The organism is Cyclobacterium plantarum (assembly GCF_011290685.1).
Lineage (GTDB): Bacteria > Bacteroidota > Bacteroidia > Cytophagales > Cyclobacteriaceae > Cyclobacterium > Cyclobacterium plantarum.
Map to the genome: position 1 here is coordinate 228,010 of NZ_JAANYN010000006.1, position 20,467 is coordinate 248,476.

Annotated in this window: 11 protein-coding genes; 2 read left to right on the forward strand and 9 right to left on the reverse strand. The window is 46.2% G+C overall.

What is annotated here, in order from left to right:
* The first annotated feature begins 408 nt into the window (after window positions 1-408).
* Window positions 409-2,058: a hypothetical protein gene (locus G9Q97_RS15460; protein ID WP_166148376.1), complete on the forward strand. Its 1,650-nt coding sequence runs from the start codon at window positions 409-411 to the stop codon at window positions 2,056-2,058.
* Window positions 2,048-2,596 (forward strand): hypothetical protein, encoded by a 549-nt coding sequence (locus G9Q97_RS15465; RefSeq protein WP_166148378.1) that lies wholly within the window; start codon window positions 2,048-2,050, stop codon window positions 2,594-2,596. The genes G9Q97_RS15460 and G9Q97_RS15465 overlap by 11 nt, the downstream gene beginning before the upstream one ends.
* A 457-nt stretch (window positions 2,597-3,053) precedes the next feature.
* On the opposite strand, the gene G9Q97_RS15470 is transcribed toward G9Q97_RS15465, so the two are convergent.
* The 9 genes from G9Q97_RS15470 to G9Q97_RS15510 form a co-directional block, all read right to left on the reverse strand.
* The gene (locus tag G9Q97_RS15470; protein ID WP_166148380.1) at window positions 3,054-5,072 is read right to left on the reverse strand and encodes an FAD-dependent oxidoreductase; all 2,019 of its coding nucleotides are present in this window, start codon (window positions 5,070-5,072) and stop codon (window positions 3,054-3,056) included.
* 15 nt (window positions 5,073-5,087) lie between these two features.
* Window positions 5,088-6,866, reverse strand: coding sequence for an arylsulfatase (locus tag G9Q97_RS15475; RefSeq protein ID WP_166148381.1), 1,779 nt, complete (start codon window positions 6,864-6,866; stop codon window positions 5,088-5,090).
* A 5-nt stretch (window positions 6,867-6,871) separates the two neighbouring features.
* Entirely contained in the window at window positions 6,872-8,560 is a 1,689-nt protein-coding gene (locus G9Q97_RS15480; RefSeq protein WP_166148383.1) for an FAD-dependent oxidoreductase, read from the reverse strand.
* A 37-nt stretch (window positions 8,561-8,597) separates the two neighbouring features.
* Window positions 8,598-10,001, reverse strand: coding sequence for a Gfo/Idh/MocA family protein (locus G9Q97_RS15485; RefSeq protein WP_166148385.1), 1,404 nt, complete (start codon window positions 9,999-10,001; stop codon window positions 8,598-8,600).
* Between the two features lie 110 nt (window positions 10,002-10,111).
* Complete coding sequence (locus G9Q97_RS15490) at window positions 10,112-11,821, reverse strand: FAD-dependent oxidoreductase (RefSeq protein WP_166148387.1); 1,710 nt, start codon at window positions 11,819-11,821, stop codon at window positions 10,112-10,114.
* Window positions 11,822-11,862: 41 nt separating this feature from the next.
* Window positions 11,863-13,470, reverse strand: a complete 1,608-nt coding sequence (locus G9Q97_RS15495) for an FAD-dependent oxidoreductase (RefSeq protein WP_246255716.1) — start codon at window positions 13,468-13,470, stop codon at window positions 11,863-11,865.
* Window positions 13,471-13,567: 97 nt separating this feature from the next.
* Window positions 13,568-15,373, reverse strand: a complete 1,806-nt coding sequence (locus G9Q97_RS15500; protein WP_166148391.1) for an FAD-dependent oxidoreductase — start codon at window positions 15,371-15,373, stop codon at window positions 13,568-13,570.
* An 11-nt stretch (window positions 15,374-15,384) separates the two neighbouring features.
* Window positions 15,385-17,064 carry a RagB/SusD family nutrient uptake outer membrane protein gene (locus G9Q97_RS15505; protein ID WP_166148392.1) on the reverse strand — a complete coding sequence of 560 codons (1,680 nt, stop codon included), beginning with the start codon at window positions 17,062-17,064 and terminating at the stop codon, window positions 15,385-15,387.
* A 13-nt stretch (window positions 17,065-17,077) separates the two neighbouring features.
* Window positions 17,078-20,401 carry a SusC/RagA family TonB-linked outer membrane protein gene (locus G9Q97_RS15510; protein WP_166148394.1) on the reverse strand — a complete coding sequence of 1,108 codons (3,324 nt, stop codon included), beginning with the start codon at window positions 20,399-20,401 and terminating at the stop codon, window positions 17,078-17,080.
* Between the last annotated feature and the right edge of the window lie 66 nt (window positions 20,402-20,467).

A 20,467-nucleotide genomic window follows, 5' to 3' on the forward strand; every position in this document is an offset into this window, starting at 1 on the left:
TTTTTGAAAATTCAGGGACGAAAACAACTACTCCGTCCCGGAGAACTTGCAAATCAAAATCAGAAAAAAAGGCAAAAATAGTAAAACTGATATACTCAAAATATTGAGACGGCAAACTGGTGAAACTAGCTGATAATTTTCGGGAAAAAAGTTTTGAATAAACCATTTTTATAAATAAAATAATATTTAAATAATCTTGTATTATTATCTATTAATTTTTAAATTAACCAAATATTAAAATATTATTCTAGTTAATGCAATATTTATAAAATTAAATCTATTTTTTGAGGCAGGAATATCTCATTTCCGGTTTCATGGAGTAAAGGCATAAGCAAATGCCCTTATTCTTAACCGCTATTTTTTTGGGGATTGATGAAATACTAATTTAAAATCCTTAATATAAAAAACATGAAGCCGAATAATTTGCGAAAATCCATCAGGATGCAATTCAAAGGAAATGACACCGTAAATTACTTATCGTTGGCTTTTCTTCTCCTACTTTCCCTGGGCTGTTCATTTAAAAGGGTAAACAGGGAATTAACACAAGTAGAAGAAATAAAATCAAACAGCCAGAATAATGAGTATCTCAAAGTTCATATGAAAAATGGTGATGTTTACCTATTTCATTCCTGGAAAGTAGACAAATCCAACGAAATTATTTTCGGTTTTGGAAATCATCTGGATTACAACCGAAATTTAATTGAAACCAGAGATGGAACTGGTTCAAGTCCTTCGGAGCCCAAACGTATTCCTACCCAATTTTTGATTCCTTTTGATGAAATTGTCATTCTGGAAACCAATCAACAGGGAAACAACCCAGGTGTGGCAGCAATGGTTTTGGTAGGCATCACAACAGGAGTCTTTTCCCTTTACTGTAGTATCAACCCCAAAGCCTGTTTTGGATCCTGCCCCACATTCTATGTTTACGGATTAGATGTACAAAACCTGGTCGGAGAGGGTTTTTCATCCAGTATCTCCAAATCTTTAGAAGACACAGACATAGATTTGATAGATTTAAACATGGAAGAGGGTGCTCCTTTGCAACTTATCGTGAAAAATGAAGCCTTGGAAACACACTTAATTAATAAAGTCAATTTGCTCTCGCTGAATAAAAATGACGAAAACAGGGTTTTTCAATCCTCAAATGGTGATTTCCATGAAGTAAAAGACATAGAAAATCCTCTAAAAGCAACCTATCATTCTCAATTGATAACGGATTTTGTTGCGGCGAAAGATGAAAAAGAATGGTTTAGTCTTGCAGACACTTTTAATTTGTTAAAGAAGGAAACTTTATTTTTGGAATTCAGCAATCCAGGGGTCAGTTCGGGATTAATTATTGAAAAGCGACAAACCTTAATGACTACCTTTCTATTTTATCATTTTCTTTCTCTTATGGGCAATGCCAGCAGTCATTACCTGGCAGAAATGGAAACTTCAGAACCAGGACTTTCCAAAAAAGTAAGGGCTTTTCAGGAATTACTGGGCGGGATAGAAGTTTTTTATTTGAATGATAATGGAAAATGGATTTTACTCGATGAAATTTCTGAAGACGGTCCAATTGTAACGGATTCCCACCTTGTTATCCTTCCATTGTTAAAAATGCCAGTATTAAACATAAAACTTGAACTAAACCAGGGATTATGGAGGATCAACACATTAAATCTGGCCGTTTTGGCAGGAAAGGTAGAGCCTGAAGTACATTTTCCGCTACAGGTAAAAAACAATGCAACAAATGAGACAGATACGATTGCATTGGATAAACTTTTGAGTGATGGATACCTGGTTACTTTTCCAGGAGAAGCCTATACCCTTGATTACGGTATTAATTACCAAAAGGATAAGGAGTATTTCGTGGAAAGTAAGGGATATTATATTGAATGGATGCGAGAGGAGTGGTTGGAAGACCAAAATCTTCAAGGAGCCAGGCGGGCAATGCTTCATCCTGAGAAATTTTTGAAGGAGATGGCATTGCCATTTAAGGCTATAGAGCCTAAAATAGAAGAAATATTTTGGAACACCAGAATTTCAGGCAATGGTACACATGGTAATGATTATTAAAAAAATTGGTATTGCGCTGGTATTTTCCCTGGCAGCATGTAAAATCAACTCCGTGCCTGTTCCGGATGGAATGGAGGTGGATCGCATTAGTTTGTCCAGCCATCCCTATGGTAGTTATATATCGGGAATGGATACCAACAATAATTATTTTACCGGTGAATTGATTGGGATCAGAAATGACACCATGGTAGTACTTTCTCAGACCTTACATCTTATTACAAAAACTGAAGTATCCCATGCCCGGGTAATCATCTATAAACCAAAAAATTACAATGCAGGTTTTCTTATGTTGGCCCCGAACCTAATAATGATGGCGGTAGGCATCCCATATGGAGGGTCCGCCGCATTGGTCCTTGGCTTTTTATTTTCAGCAGGTGATGTTGCAGGAATAATGGCTGCCAAAAGTTGGGAAAAAATAGGTTTCAACTATGTCGACTGGAGTGATAACCCCAATAAGCTACTGATTTACAGCAGGTTTCCTGCTGGTATTCCAGCCCAAATTAACCTGACCGCCTTACAAGCAGAAAACAACTATTAAGGCCTGTTTGATCAATTTCAAAACAAGGTTCATGGTAGCAAGCCTTAAGCCTCTATTTGGTTGGAAAGCCATTTGCATTTACCTGAAAATTACTTTTTAAATATATAGTAGCAAATGGATCTTGCATTTTAATACATACCGTATTGGGTGTAGATTGTATCTACATCCCTTTTATCTTCTGATTTACGAGAACGTGGCATTTGTAATGCGGGATTTCATGTAAGTACGTAAATGGATTTCCGATTTTGAATAACGAGTTAGTTCAGCCATTGCAAATGGCTTTTTGCCAAGTCTTATCTGATTATAAACCTGAAGATATAAGGGTGAAGTTGCAAACTCACCCAGTAAACCTACTTCACCGAGCACCATATTTCTCCTGGCATAAACTGAACAAAATTTCATCAAATAATCAGCCTATTAACAAATCAGATCCTTTAACCATCAGATAATAAGACCATCACCTCACAGGTACCCACAACACCGCATCGGCTACCACTGCCCCATCTGCATCCTTATTGGAAACTTCAACAAATGGGGAAGTATTGGGTTCCAAATCAAAATCTCCCAAATGTACCCATTCCCCGGAAGTCTGCCCCTCTACCCGGATATCCTCCTCTTTTACCAGCATTTCATGCTCTTCAAATCCATCGCCCAGCAGGATATGGGTTTGGGAGGTGGCCTCTTGGGTTCTGGAGAAGTAGACATAAACATTATATTTTCCGGCATCCTGCACTGCCGCAGTGAATCGAACGGATTTTTCACTACTACCCCCAGATTCATCCCTTAGAAAACTCGGGCCGTAACCTCCCCTGCTCACCTGTTCCCAGTCACCGGCCACCGTCACCATACCTTCATCATCATTGTCCACCAGGATATCTGCCGTACTCCCATCTGCCAGGGGATTGGTTTTCAGCTCCTCCTGCAGGGCTGGCACGTCTACTTCCTGTACGGTCTGTCCCCCATCAATGGCCATACAGGCCGCTACCGCAGCAGACTGTCCCAAAACCATAAAAACCGGTTCCATACGGATGGAACCAAAGGCGATGTGGCTGGCCGACATGGCTGCGGGAACAAAGAGGTTTTTGGCTTCTTCAGCCTTAGGGATAATGGAGCGGTATGCTATGGGGTAGGGCCCAAAACCACCGATTTCCACATTTCCTTCATTTTTGACCATCTTTTTACCCTCCTTTTCGATCACAATCCGCTGGATATTGTGGGAGTCCATGGTATAGGCGGCCATGCCAATGCCATCCTCCACCACCTCATCTCCTACACAATTGGCTTGTGTCATGACATATTCCCCGATCATTCTCCTCACTTCCCTTACATAAAGCTGCGGGGTCCAGTTTCCGTTGTCCACATATTCGTCCTTGGGGTACCCCCATTCCTGCATCTGCTCCTGGATTTCCGCTGGCACCCGGGGATCAGTTTTGTAGAAATAAAGCAAGGATTTGGTATAGTGGGTATGCGCATCGATGATTTCCTGTCTGCGCTCGTAATCGGCTTCTGGGTATTCATGGTTCATGCCGATCATGTCTGTAGAAAAACCACCCCGATTGTTAATGTCCGTTTTGTTATTCGGCATGTGGCTCCAGATAAAATAGTTATTTAGACTTTTTCTGTCCGGTTGTGCCTCAAAAAGCCGGACCAGCAGATCAAACATGCTCGGGTCGTACCCCTCCGGTTCAGTGATTTCGATGCGGTTTTCCGGGTCATTGGTCAGGCAGATCCGGTAATTGTAGGCCTGTATTTTATCGTCTCCGGTTCCATCCGGTTCCAGGTCTTCTTCACTGATACCCCATAGCAGTCCGCTGGAGGGCTCACCCGGAGTCTTATATGGATCTATCCCATCCGGAAACTGATGACCGTTCATTAGCTGTACGCCGTTATAGGTCTCTCCATAAACCTCATTGGCTTCCCTGCCGATAGCATAACTAACACCCGACATGGCCATCAGGTCCCCCTCATAAGTGGCATCAATAAACATTTTTCCAGATACAGTTCGGTGATCCTGGGAAGGATCACTGGATTTTTCCAGTTGAATTTCCTTGATAAAACCATCTTCTTTAATGGCCTCGATAACACGGTAATCGTATTGCACTTCAATCCCTGCCCTGTCCAGGTATTCCTGAAAGGTTTTTTTGGCCACACTGGGTTCAAATATCCACTGTTCAAACTTGCCATAATGATCTCCCAGTCTCCGGTAAAAATCCCTTGATAATCCTGTCACCGCATATTTGTTACCAATATCGGTATAGCCCAATCCCCCCGTGGTCAAACCACCCAAATGAAGGCTGGGTTCGATTAATAAGACCGATTTTCCCATGGTTTTTGCCGTATAGGCAGCAATGATACCGGCAGAATTGGCTCCATAAACCACTACATCATAGTTTTCTACTTCAGATTCCTTATTCGTAGAACAGGACATGGTAAGGAAAGTGAAGGCAAAACAAAACGATACAATTAAGTTTTTCATGATATTGGATTTTTGTTAATTGATTCTTTTAAACAGCAATAGCCGGAGATCCATGACCTGGTCACCCGGGATCTCCAGGGCCTTCAGTACCAATTTGGATCTTCCCTTTTCCAATTTGATCCTACCCATGGGCATGGGTTTAAAGTCTTTCACGTAGGACTCCATTCTTTCCACACGATCGTTTTCCATCCCCCTGAGAGGAGGGTCATGCGCCTTCTTTACCTTCGCCTGCACCTGATCTCCACCAACAGAAAGTTGGATTCTGGAACCCAGATTCTTTTCACTGCAGGTGTAATACACTTCAACGGAAAATTCACCTGCTTCGATGACCTCCACATCCCAGGTGATGCTATCCTGCGTGCTGCTCCAGTTGGTAAAAAAGGAGTCATTGGGGAATCGGTTGCTGCGCTTAATATTTCCATGAGGCTCGGCATCTCTTGCTGGCATTTGGGTATAGGTAGCTTCCGGGTAGCCAAGAGTAAACGGTCTGGCATTTCCATCAAACTCAGCCGCCATTTCCTCATCCCAATCTGTTTTCGCCAGGCCAAGTTGCCTGGCAATTTCCGGATACTCAGCGGCAATATCAGAAGATTGCCCGGGATCGGCCTCCATATCATAAAGTCTACCCTCACTGTCCAGACGATACCGCTGGGTCCGAACACTGGTATTTCCATTCCAATGGCTAAAAATCATCCTGTCCTCCCAAAGGGGATTGTCCTCTAGCATGAGGGGTACCAGGCTTTTCCCATCCAATGGCCTGTTTACCGATGCATTAATGCCCGTCAAGTCCATTAAAGTAGGCAGCAAATCAATTGCTCCTGCAATCTGAGGGATGCTTTTTCCAGCCGGAAGCCTGCCCGGCCATTGCATAAAAAAGGGACTGCGGACCCCACCTTCGTCAGTGGAACCCTTCCTGCCTTTCATGCCTCCATTCCAGCGTAAGCTGTTGGGGCCATTATCGCTGAGGTAGATCACAATTGTATTTTCTTCCAATCCCAATTCTTCCAGTTTCCCCATGACCCTGCCCACATTCCAGTCTATGTTTTCACACATGGCCAGGGCTGCTTTGGTAAATTGCAGGTCTTCATTTTGCTCCTCTGGCAATACCATTTCCAATTCCTTAGCTTCAAATTTATCCCACCATTGGTCTGGTACCTGCATGGGAGAGTGGGGAGTATTGTACGGAAGGTATACCAGAAATGGGGCTTCCCGTTGGTCTTCAATAAATTCAAGGGCCTTGTTGGTCAGGTCATCCACAAGATATCCTTCCCCTTTTACCAGCTTGCCGTTTTCCTCCAGGGGAGGACTAAAATAATCGCCCCAATGTCCGGAACAAAAACCATAAAAATAGTCAAACCCCCGTGCATTGGGATGATAGGGGTGCTGCATCCCATTGTGCCACTTTCCGAAAGCTGCTGTGGCATAGCCTGCTTCCTGAAACAGCTCTACAAAAGTGGTTTCATCCAAGTCCAATCGCTCCTCTCCTGCTGAGGTACCACTCACTCCTCCCCTCAGGTGGTACCTTCCGGTTAGTAACTCGGCCCTTGTAGGTGAACAGACAGGTTCTACATAAAAGCGTTCGAAACTCAATCCATTTTGTGCCAGTCGGTCAATATTTGGGGTATGCAGGTTGGTATTGCCACTGTGGCTCAGGTCCCCCCAACCCTGGTCATCGGATAAAAAGATGACCACATTCGGAGGGTTTGAGGCTTGTTGCTGCACAGGCTGATCACAGCCCATGCAGCAAAAAAGGCTCAGGATAAAAATTAATAGGGGTTCTCGGTGGAGGAGCATGAAAGCTAATTGGAAGCGATTCTGTCGGCTAAAGTAAGGACTTGTCCATCCTGCAGCAATTGTTCCTTCAAAGCTGCATAGGAAAGATCCTGCACTGCGATATCCTGCTCCATGGCCATTACAGCCGCTGTGGCAGCCGATTGTCCCAAAATCATAAATACCGGTTCCATCCGGATGGAACCAAAGGCAATATGACTGGCAGATACCGCTACCGGAACAACGAGATTTTGGATCTCTTCTTTCTTAGGCACAAGTGAACCAAAAGCAATTTCATAAGGCTGAGGCAAAGAAACCCCGATATCGCCTTCATTGTGCACATGCCCATTTTCGTCCACATACCGCTGAATATTGTGTGAATCAATGGTATAAGAACCCATCCCTACAGATTCAGGGGTAGGTTTCTTTTGCAACAACTCATTTTCAGTCATCACGTATTTCCCGATCATGCGCCTTGCCTCCCTGACATAAATCTGATGGGGCCAGTTGCCGTTATCGGTAAACTCATCTTTGGCCAATCCCCATTTCTGAAATTCCTCCTGGGTTTCTTTAGGCACCCTGGGGTCATTCGCTACAAAATACAGAAGGCCCTTTTGGTAATCCTCATGCTCTTTGATGATTTCTTTTCTGCGTTCATAACTAGCTTCCGGGTAATCGTAATTCATTCCGATATTATCCGAGCTGAAAGGTCCGTGGTTATTGGTGTCGGTTTTCCGGTTAGGGATCATGTCGAATTTCCCGAACCATTCCCTCCAGCCTGCATCAAATATCCGGACAAGTAATTCATATTGGGTAGAATCGTAATTCGCCGGCCTGGGGAAGGGTACGCGGTTATCGGGGTGGTTGGACATACAGGTTCGAAAGCAGTACGCCTGTACCTTATTGTCTCCTTCACCTTTTACGCCAGGATCTTCATCACTGATTCTGGGTAGTAGTCCGGAAGAAGGATCGCCAGGTACCCAATAAGGATCTATGGGCTGGTCCAGCACTTTGAAGTGGTGCCTGTGGTGATAAACACCGGTCTGTACACCGTTCCATTCCTCACCATACACACTATTGGCCTCCCGACCTACATGGTAAGATACGCCGGCAGCTGCCATCAGGTCGCCTTCATAGGTGGCATCGATAAACATTTTGCCTTTGAATTCCTTTCCGCTGAGGGTCCGGATAGCTGTGATTTTTCCATTTTCTACGGTAACTCCGTTTTCCCTGTCCAGCCATTCGTCGCGCAAAACTTCAATATCCAACTCTTCTACCCACTCATCATATACTTCCTCAGCCACATGGGGCTCAAATATCCACATGGTACGAAACTCACCGTCAATGGCAGGAGTTCCCTGGCCCTGATTGCCAAAATCTGCCCGATCTTCCCATTTCCAGGCATCTTCCTCCTGGTATTTGTTGTAGACCCGTTGGTAAAACTCTCTCGACAGGCCACCGATGACTTCCTTCTTGCCGGTGTCGGTCCAGCCCAGGCCACCGGCAGTCAAGCCTCCCAGATGCGTATCCGGAGAGATTACGATTACGGATTTCCCCATTTTTTTGGCCTGAATGGCCGCAGTAATCGCTCCGGAGGTACCTCCGTAGATGATTACGTCTGTAATTTCTTCCTGCTCTTCCGCCGGACCACAGGCAATAAAAACAAATAGCAAAGAAAGGGCCAGCAGGGCACTTTTAAATGTTTGTAAATGTATCATAAGATTAAAATTTAAAGAGCTTGTAGATTTTCGGGTATTATATTTTCGGGTTTAATTCCATTTTCTCAGGATTCCAGCCCATTATTTTCTTTTCAAAATAACTGATATTTCCTGCTTCTGTGGGTCCGGAGGCCCTAAGGCCGAATACCGCATCTTCCACGACTGGTTTTCCCGTCCGGATGGAGTCAAAGAAATTGACAAAGTGTTCGTATCGATCACCTTTATAATCGGATGGAACCTTAAACTCAAACTCCGAAGGGCCTACCAGGGAAGCTTTGGGCGGGTATTTTTTGTAGTGATCTGCCTTTATAGCCTCCTGCATGGCTTCAGGAAAGCTGTTGAGCGACATTCCCGGATCTTTGGGAAAAGGCGTTTTACGCAAGGTTAATCCAGAAAACCCTATTGAAATATCCCCTTCAGACCCTACGATCCGAAAGAGAAAATTATCCCCTCCGCCACTGACCAGATTGGTTCGTAATGCCAGATTGAAGGCAGGATGTTCTGGAGAATCCGGGTAATCAAATAAACCCAAATGAAGGTCAGGAACGTCCCTGCCGTCTTTCCAATACCGCAGTCCACCTGTGGCCATTACGCGGTTTGGCCCCTTCGATCCCGTCACAAAGTGCAGCATGGAAAGCATGTGTACATAAAGATCCCCGGCTACCCCCGTACCATAATCCCGGTAATTTCTCCACCGAAAAAACCGGAGTGGATCCCAGGGCCGGTCAGGTGCCTGCCCCAGATAAGTATCCCAATCTACCGTTTCAGGCGAGGCATCTAAAGGAACCGTATACTGCCAGGCTCCCCTGGCACTGTGCCGGTCTATTTGAGCCTCTGCAAAATTTATTTCACCGATTTCCCCGGCATCAATCAGCTCCTTTGCTTTGGCATGAATGATGGAACTTACGTATTGACTGCCTACCTGAAATACTTTACCGGTCTTTTGCTGCATTTGTATAATCGCATGCCCGTCTTCAGATTTTTGGACCATGGGTTTTTCGCAATAGACATGTTTGCCTTTTTCCATAGCATCCAGACATATTTTCTGGTGCCAATGGTCTGTCGTGGCATTGATTACGGCATCTACATCAGCTCTCTCCAGGATTTCCCGGTAATCCTTGGTGGTAAACAAGTCCTTTCCCCAAAGCTCTTTGGCCCGTACAAGTCGGCCGTCATACAGGTCACAGGCAGCTACCACTTCAACGCCCTCCACCATCAGGGCTGTATTGACATCACCTATACCCATGCCACCGGTTCCGATGACGGCAATGCGGATGTTGTCATTAGCAGCCGGTATTTTTCCTTGTTGGCTTGGATTCAGGTATTGCACCGAGGCGGATGAGCGCATGCCTGCGGCCATGGCTGAAGGTACGCCTGCGGCCAGGGCAGCTGAAGTACTGAGTCTTTTTAGAAATGACCTGCGGGTTTTATTTGGCTTCATGTGTTTAAAATTTTCTTTTATTTGTCAGATGCCTGCCTGTCGGCAAACAAGGAATCCTTGACAATTAAAACTATTATTCCTGTCTGAATCGAACTATAGGACTGAAAGGTTTACCTGCGTTCGAGGATTTGCTGATCTTCTTTGAGCTTTGCAGCCAGTAGTTGGTAATCCAGATCCTGGACAGCTACATTTTGGTCTATGGCCAAAGATGCGGCCGTAGCAGCAGACTGTCCCAATACCATAAAAACGGGCTCCATCCGGATCGACCCGAAGGCTACATGCGTTGAACTCACACATACCGGAACCAATAAATTAGCTGACTCTCCTTTTTTAGGTACAATGGCGCGGTAAGGAATGGGGTAAGGTTCCGGTACATGGGCTTCAAAGTTGCCTTCATTCTGCACGTAGCCATTGTGGTCCACATAACGCTGCACCATATGGGAGTCCATGCCATAAGCCGCCAGTCCCACCACGTCTTCTACCGGTGGCTCCAGACCTTCACAATCCCTTTGGGTCACCACATAATCACTGTGCATCCTTCGTGCCTCCCGGATGTAAAGCTGTGGTGTCCAACCCTCTCTTTCCTCAAATTCATCCTTTGCCATGCCCCATTTGGAGACCACATCCCGCACTTTCTGAGGAATGCGTGGATGATAAGCCAGTGTCCACATCAGTCCTTGCTGGTATTCCAGGTGCCGCTGGGCAATGGCCTCCCGCTCTTCATAGCTGGCCTCTGGAAAATTGTGGTTTTGTCCTACAAAGTCCGTAGAGAAACCTTTTTGGTTGTTGGTATCCGTCTTTCTGTTGGGCATGGGGGTATTGATCCAGGGAACCAGTGGATCACCATAGTGGTACATTTCTTCCAGAGGCCCGGTGGCCGCCTCGTAATTTCTAAACAAAAGCTCGTATTCGATTTCCTTATAATTATCCGGCTTTTCAAAGGGAATCCGGTTATCCGGATGATTGGTAAGTGTCATTCTATAGCAATATGCCTGAAGCTTATCATCCGCCGTACCATCTATACCAGGACCACCCTCAATGATGAAGGGCAGTAAACCACTGGATGGATTCCCCTTTTCCACATATGGATCCACTCCGGGAACGAAGTTATGGTGGATGGCGTTTCGGGAAACATTGTTCTTCAATGTCCTATTGTAATAATTTGCTTGCACCCCGTTTAAGGTTTCCCCAAATTCACTATTGGCTTCTCTACCTACCATATAACTCACCCCTGCTGCTGCCATCAGGTCTCCTTCATAGGTGGCGTCCATAAACATTTTGCCCTGGTAGGTTTCCCCGCTTTCCATGGTAATGGCAGTAATGCGGTTGTTTTGTGATTCCACCCCATTGGCCCTGTCCAGGCGCTTTCCGGTCACCAACCTGATGTCCTCGGCAGCCATCATTTGTTCGTATACTGCTTTGGCCGCAGAGGGTTCAAAAGTCCACATGGCATCTTCCCCCTCTTTGGACCTGCCCTGATCGGGCCGGGTAAAATAGTCGGACCGGTCCTGCCAGGTCCAGTTGTCCGGGTTGTCGTAATAACTTTTGATCCCCTGGTAAAACTCTCGGGAGATCCCCCCTATGGCCTGTTTATTGCCAATATCAGTGGCCCCCAGGCCTCCGGTGGTCAGTCCTCCTACATGGTTGGAGGGTTCGATCAGGATCACGGATTTGCCCATGCGGGAACTTTGAATGGCAGCGGCTACTCCAGCGGAGGTGCCACCGTAGATAACGATATCAAAAGACTGGTCTTGTGCCTGGCCCGGGTGTACGGCCAGGAATGAAAAAAAGAGAAATAATGCAAGCAATAAATTTTTCATGATATTTTTTAAGTTAATGTATGGAAACTACCTGTTTAACATTACTTCAAACGTTGATTTTGGGCCAATAGGGCTGCTTTTAATGGTTCGTAGGACAGATCCTGAACGGCAATACCTTGGTCAATGGAAAGGGCTGCAGCGATAGCCGCAGATTGGCCCAAAACCATAAATACCGGCTCCATCCGTATCGATCCAAAGCCAATGTGAGTGGCACTCAGACAGACCGGAACAAATAAATTACCGACTTCTTCTTTTTTTGGCACGATGGATTTATAGCTGATCGGATACGGACCCTGCACGGATGCCTGCACGTTTCCTTCATTCTGAACATAGCCGTTGTGGTCCACATACCTTTGGATATTGTGGGAATCCATCCCGTATGCGGCCAAACCCACTGCATCCTCAGCAACTTCAAGGCCTTCACAATGGTGTTGTGTCATTACATAATCACTTACCATCCGTCTGGCCTCTCTTATATACAGTTGGTTTTGCCAGCCATCTTCCCGTTCAAACTCATCCTTGCAGGTACCCCATTTGGAAATCACATTCCGGATTTTTTCTGGCATTCTGGGATGATAGGCCAGGCTCCACATCAGACCCTTTTGGTAATTTCTATGGGCTTCCACGATTTTTTCCCTTTCCTGGTAGGAAGCTTCCGGGTATGCGTGGTTCTGCCCTGTAAAATCCGTGGAAAATCCATGGTTGTTATTGGTGTCCGACTTCCGGTTGGGCATGGCAGAATTGATCCAGGGAAGCCTGGTTTCCCCTGCTTCATAATTTCTGAAAAGCAATTCATAATTGAGCGGGTCGTATCCCGGAGGCTTTTCGAAAGGTATTCTGTTATCCGGATGGTCTGTAAGACACATGCGAAAGCCATAAGCCTGGACTTTGTCGTCTCCTCGTCCATCAATGCCGGGTCCGCCTTCAATGATATAGGGTAACAAACCGCTTTCAGGGTTACCTTTTTCCACATAAGGATCCACTCCTGGCACAAAATTATGGTTGGCAGCATTTTTGGAAAGCGTTCCCTTCAGGGTAATGCTCCAATGATTGGCCTGCACCCCATTGACCGTTTCCCCATATGCTTCATTGCTTTCCCGACCTACGGTATAACTTACTCCTGCGGTGGCCATCAGATCTCCCTCATAAGTGGCGTCCATAAACATTTTGCCCTGGTAGGTTTCCCCGCTTTCCATGGTGATGGATTGGATCCTGCCCCCGGATTTGCTCACACCTCTGTCTGAGCGGTCCAACCTTTCATTATAAACGATGTCAATGTTTTCGGCATCAATCATCTGCTCATACACCTGCAGTGCTGCTGAAGGCTCAAAGGTCCACATGGCATCCTCTCCCGCTGAAGTACGGGTCTGACCTCCATCCTGGTACTCCTCCTGGGATTGCCATTTCCAGTTTTCCGGCTGCTCATAGTGCTTCCGGATATTTTGGTAAAATTCCCTGGCTATTCCTCCGATGGCCTGCTTGTTGCCGATATCTGTTTGGCCAAGCCCTCCTGTAGTCAATCCTCCCAATCGGGAAGAAGGTTCGATCAGGACTACCGATTGGTCCATACGGGAAGCCTGAATGGCTGCTGCAACGCCCGCCGAAGTACCACCGTAAATGACCAGATCATAGGATTCTGTCTGGGCCATTATTGGGTGTGAATTTCCTGTTATCAACAGGAATAATAAAGGTAAAATCAAATAGTGCATGTTAGTTTGGGTTCATTCATTTGTTACATTCCGGTAGTTACTCCAATCTCTGCCGGTAGGTAATTAATTCATTTCTTAACAGTCCGTAAGGGACATCCTGCACACTGCTATTGGCATCTATGGCCAGGGAAGCTGCCATACCTGCCGATTGCCCAAGTACCATAAAAACCGGCTCCATCCGAATGGAACCAAAGGCAATGTGTGAGGCACTAAGACAAACAGGAACCAAAAGATTCTTCGCTTCACTCTTTTTAGGAACAATGGATCGGTAACTTATGGGATAAGGTCCAGGCACGCTGCCTTCCACATTGCCCTCGTTTTTTACAAATCCATTCGCATCTACGTATCGCTGTACATGATGAGAATCCATTCCATAGGCGGCCAGAGCTATAGGGTCCTCAGCTACTTCCAATCCTTCACAATGGTGTTGGGTTATGACGTAGTCACTCACCATCCTGCGGGCTTCCCGAATATACAGTTGCTCCGGCCAACCATCCACCCGACTGAATTCATCCTTACAGGTTCCCCATTTTGACACTTCATTACGGACTATTTCAGGTATTCTTGGATGGTAAGCCAGGGTCCACATCAAGCCCTTTTGGTATTCCCGGTGTGCTTCCCTGATTTTTTCCCTTTCTTCATAGGTCCCTTCAGGATATGCATAATTTTGCCCGATAAAATCGGTCGAAAATCCATGCTTGTTATTGGTATCAGTTTTCTGGTTGGGCATGGCCGAATTGGCCCAGGGAAGGTATGGAACTCCGTAATCATACATTTTTTCCACATCTTCTGCCGCTTCGTAATTCCTGAATAACAATTCATAGTTTGCCTCATCATAAGATATGGGCTTTTCAAAAGGAATCCTGTTTTCAGGATGGTCTGTAAGAGTCATCCGAAAACAATAGGCTTGAATTTTTGAATCCCCGCTACCATCAATTCCCGGACCGGAGGCAGAAATGGTTGGTAGTAGACCGGAATCCGGTTTCCCCGGGACAATGTAGGGATCCACTCCCTCTACCAAATTATGATTTCTTCCGTTCTTAGCCGGTTTTCCTCGTAGGGTAACACCATACACATTTGCCTGAACGCCATTGAGGGTTTCCCCATATTTACGATTTGCTTCTCTGCCAATAGTATAGCTTACATCGGCAGCGGCCATAAGATCTCCTTCATAGCTGGCATCAATATACATCTTTCCAATAAACCGTTTGCCGGTTTCCATCTCCACGGCTGTAATGACTTGATCCTCCATGATTACTCCTGATTCTTGTTTAAGCCTTTCACCATACATGATTTCGATAGAATTCTCTTTTCCGATCATTTCCTTAAAAACATGCAAAGCCGCGGAAGGCTCAAAGGTCCACATGGTCTCTTCTCCATCCTCAGAACGGGAATAGTCCACTCCTTTGTAGTTTTTCTTTTCCTGCCAATGCCAATTTTCCGGCTGATCGTAGTACTGCTTGATATTTCGGTAAAATTCCCGGGCTATTCCTCCGATCGCTTGTTTGTTTCCGATATCGGTTTGTCCCAGACCTCCGGTGGTTAGCCCTCCCAACCTGTCTCCGGGTTCAATCAACGCTACTTGTTTTCCCATTCTGGCTGCCTGTATTGCGGCAGTGACCCCAGCGGATGTCCCTCCATAAACCACCAAATCATACTGGCTATGCTGAGAGAAAACCTTAGCGGTGGGACAAATGCAAAGAATGGTACAAAGGATGATCGGGAGGAAAAAGAAAATACATTTCTTTGCCCCTTTTCCCTGTGCATAATTTATTGCCAATGCAAGGTACTCCTGCCCCAACTGTTTGGAGCAGGAATCCTTGAAACAATCATCTTTTAACATCAGCTCCAGTATCAATAACCCGGATTCTGGGTCAAGGCCGTATTCGTTTCCAATTCAATACGGGGTATGGGCCACAGGTAATCCCTGTTGGGATTAAAATCACGGGTCTCTACTACCACCATTTCATCGGCATTGCTGATATGGTCATAGCTAGGCGTACCAATGGGATCAATCATTGGCGGCTCGTTAAGCCAGCCGCCTTCACCGTAGCGATTTACCCTGCCCCGGTAAGGTCCTGGAATCACATCCTCGGCAATGCCCCACCTGCGGATATCGAAGTATCGGAAACCTTCTATACCCAATTCATGCCTTCTTTCCTTGCGAACCAGGTTCCTCATTTCCTCCTGGGACTTTCCAGGTTCAATGGCTGGCATTTGTACGGATTCTCTTTGCCGCAAAGCATTGATGGCATCGTATACACTTTCGTCAATTTGATTCAATTCCACCTTGGCTTCGGCATAATTCAACAAAACCTCACCCAGCCGGAATATCGTCAGGTTCTGATCAGTAGACCCTACATCAGTTGGATAATTGGCCACATCCACATGTTTGCGGTACAGGTAGCCGGTAAAGGAGGCATAAGCATGCTGTGCCTCAATATTTGGTACCCGCACACTATCCTCTCCCTGAAATTCCCAGGTCATGGTACTGTCACTATGAGTTTCATAGATCCAGTTAACCAATCTGGAACCAGGTACCACCAAGGTGTAGTCCAATCTGGGGTCCCGATTTTCAAAGGGACTTTGTGGGTCATAAAGTGGCGATTCATCAATCGGTAATCCATCTATGCAATCGTAGGTATCAACAAAATCCTGTGGCGGCTTCTTGTTGGAGTGGCCGAGGGCCATCCTGGACCAGAAATTTCGGGGCATATTGTGGGTTTGCACACCTCTCAGGTATTGGATCCTGGTAATAACTTCGGGTGAATTGTCACCTTCGAAAGTAAACATGCCTTCATAATCCGGATCAACGGAATATGTACCTGAATCCATAAGCTCTTTGGCTGCGGATGCAGCTTCCTCCCATCGCTCGTTCCATAGGGCAACACGGGACATCATTGCCAAAACGGTCCCCTGCGTAATCCGGCCCTTTTCCGTAGCTTCCATGGGCAGGTAGGCTTTTATTTCATTTAGCTCGGCCATCACAAAATCGATCACTTCAGATTTTGGGGTTCTTGGCGTTTGGGATTCTTCCAGTGTCAGTGTAGTTGTTACCAGAGGCACGTCTCCGTACAATTCGGCCAGGTAGGCGTAGAAATAGGCGCGGATAAATCTGGCTTCTCCTACGAGCCGGTCATATTTGGCCGGATCCATTTCATCCCGCAGGTGGCTGCCTCTGGAGGTAATGAAGTTGGTGCGGTTAATGGCCCGGTAAAAATGGGACCAGAAACCATTCGTAAACCCATTGTCGGCATTTTGCTCTCCCCTACCCAGGGCCTGAAGGGTACTCCCGTTTCGATCCCAGCCATCATCAGAGGCAAAATCGAAAGACAAAAACCAGGCAATTCCTGCAGGCCAATACCAAAGACGGTTATAAACCCCTGTTACTGCCATTTCCAGTTCTGTTTCATTTTCAAAATAGGTCTCACTGGAAGGAGAATCCAGTGGCATCCGCTCCAGAAATTCATCTTCGCAAGCAGCGGAGAAGAACAGAACGGGTATCAGTACGATATATTTGATTAAGTTTTTCATTGGTTCCTGCTGTTTAGAAGTTAACATTCAAGCCCATGGTATAAGTAGTCATTTGCGGATACCAACCACCATTGCTGACGGGGGCTTCCGGATCATACCCTTCGTAAAAATCAGTAATGGTAAACAGGTTTCTACCGCTCAGATAAATGCGTGCCCGCTGAATATTCAGCCTGTCAAGGACATTTTGAGGTAGGGAATAACCAAACTGTACATTTTGCCCTCTCAGATAAGCCGCATTGCGCATCCAAAAGCTGGAATTCTGTTCGTTATTGGTTCGGTTCCAGGCCAGTCTGGGAAAGGATGCATCCGGATTGTCCGGTGTCCAGCGATCCTTGTGCTGCTCCTGTACTGTACCACCCAGGTAGAAAGGCATAATGCCCTGTCCAAACAGGTAGCCATCTGCTTTCCCTACTCCCTGTAAAAATAAAGAGAAGTCGAAGCCCTTGTAATCGGCATTCAGCCGAAGCCCGAAGGTATGTCTGGGAATGGGACTACCAATCACGGCCAGGTCCCGGTCATTGATCATCCCGTCTCCGTCTACATCCCGGTATTTGATATCTCCCGGGGCAATATCTCCAAATTGTTCGGCATGGTTATTAACCTCTTCCTGACTTTGAAACAAACCCTCTGAGATATAGCCAAAAAACGAGCCGATGGGATGTCCCTCTCGGTTTACGGTCAGTCCGGTTTGTTCAATTCCCCGCATGTCGATAACTTCATTCCTTACATCGGAATAGTTGACCATGATGCTGTAGTTCAGGTCTCCTATCTTGTTTCTGTAATTGACCATCAGTTCATAACCGTTGTTTTTTACTTCTCCAGCATTTTGATATGGTTCGGTCAACCCGATGGTTTGAGGAATGTTCAAGGGAAGGAGAATGTCTTTTGTTCTTCTCAAGTAATAGTCCATCGCCACATCCAGCTTACCCCAAAGGTTAAAATCCAAACCGATGTCCGTGGTTTCGGTCAGCTCCCATTGAATAGAGGAATTGGCCATGCTATTCAGGGCGGCACCTGGTGCATTGGCACCATCAAATACGTAGTCCTGGGATCCTCCTCCCAACGACATGAAGGCAGCAAAGGGATATAAACCAATGTTTTGGTTACCCAACTGCCCCCAGCTGGCTCTTAACTTCAACTGGTCAATGATGCCGGAGTTGGCCTGCATGAAATTTTCTTCCGAAATTCGCCATCCGGCAGAAAAAGATGGAAATACACCTACACGGTTGCCTTCGGCAAAACGGGAAGAAGCATCCCTTCGAATGTTCCCTTCCAGCAGGTATCGTTCATCGTAATTGTAAGTTACCCGGCCAAAGACAGATTGCAAGGCCCAGTGGGACGCGGCACCTCCGGTTTGTTCATTGGCCCGGTTACCGGCATTGATCTGCTGGTATTGAGGCAGTGGAAATACCTCCCGGTAGGCAGAAATCCACTTGTTGGTTTGGTCCTCCTGCTGATAACCGGCCGTGATACCCAGGGTGTGTATATCATTGAAGGTCTTGTCCATTCTGATAATCGCCCGGATATTATTGTACCATTCTCGGTCGTACCTTTCCGTGAGGGAATTTCGCTGGGGCACAAAATGGGTAGGTGTTTCCCCATCCCTGGCATAGGTTTGGGTAATATTGGCAAAACTTTTGGTATGTGGATTCCAGAATTTGGGTGCATACATTAATTCTGCAGACAACCAATCCGTGATTTTATAATCGAGGCGAAAGTTTAGAATGGCGTCCAGGCTTTCTTCGGTTCTAAGACCTCCATCCTTTGCTCTGGCCAGGGGATGATCTCCATTCCAACCTTCGCCGTAACGACCGTTGGAAAGCACTCCTACTTCATTAGCCGGAATCCGGCGCATCCAGTGAAAAACATATCCGGTTCCAAAGGAAGGTTCCCGCTGGTAGGCCCTGCGTAAAAATATATCTGTAGATAAGGTGAGCCTGTCCGAGACATTGACATCAGAGTTGAGCCTGAGGTTAAACCGGCTAAAATCTGTATTGGGGATAATACCATCCTGGTCCAGGTAACTGATAGAACCAAAAACCCTGGCTTTTTCACTACCGGCATTGATGCTCACATTGTGGTTTTGCATAAAAGCCGTATTCTTTAAAGTCAGGGCCTGCCAGTCCGTATTTGGGTATTGATCGGACGGCATGCCTGCCCGATAATCAGCAAGGAATTCTTCGGTATACTGCGGATCGTTGCCCACATTGGTAAAGGCCTCGTTGGCCAGTTCCATGTGATCCAGGGCACCTACAATTTCAGGCATTCGGGTGGGTACCTGAAAACCCGCATACATGTTATAATTTACCCGTACACCCTCCACACCTCTCTTGGTAGTGATCAACACGACACCATTTGCGGCACGTGCACCATAAATGGCCGCCGAGGAGGCATCCTTCAATATGGAAATGCTTTCAATTTCATTGGGGTCTACATTGTTCAGGTTGGTCTCTACTCCGTCCACCATGATCAGGGGATTGGAGTTCCCCAGTGTACCTACCCCCCGTATCCTGATGGCTCCCCCATCTGATCCGGGCTGACCGCTTCTTTGGGTGATGGTAACCCCTGGTGCTATACCTTGCAGGGCCATTGAGGTCTGACCAACAGGTTGGTTAACAATGTCCTCAGAGGTCACGGTACTCACCGCACCTGTAAGATTCACCTTTTTCTGGGTACCATATCCCACCACCACGATTTCATCCAAAGAGGACAGGTCCTCCTCCATGGTTACGGTGATTTCGCTTTGATTGCCCAGCTCGATTCGCTGGGATTCGTAGCCGATGAAGGAAATCACCAGAACAGCATCATCAGGCACTTCCAGGTTAAAATTACCGTCGATATCTGTAGCTGTGCCTATGTTGGTTCCTTCCACCAGCACGGTTGCACCGGGAATGCCCTCTCCATTGGGATCCAGTACCCGGCCACTAACAGGGCGTTCATCTATTAAAATTTCTATTGGGGAATCGGGGGCCTGGTTTCCCGGGGCAACATAAATGGAATTGTCTACTTGCTTGAATTTCAAATTGGCACCCAGGGCGATATCCAATAGCAGCTCATTTACTGTTTGTCGTTTACTTTTCAGGTTCAATTGTGTCTCATTGTTCAGAATTTCCTCTCCCAGAACGAAGGAATAGTCTGTTTTTTCTTCCACTTCCTGAAAGATTTCCTCTAAACCCCATTCTGCTTTGTTTAGCCGGATATGGGATTCGTCAATGGGCTTGATCTGGGCACTGATCTCATGTGCCATCAATGTAGTCATAAACAAACATTGAATAACCAAACCATACAATAGGTTTTTAGATACCATTTTGATTAGGTACAGTAATTTTCTTTTCATAATTTTAAAGGATTTTGAGTTTTACACTTTAAAGTCAGCAGGGCAAAGCAATTCATTTGGCGATGG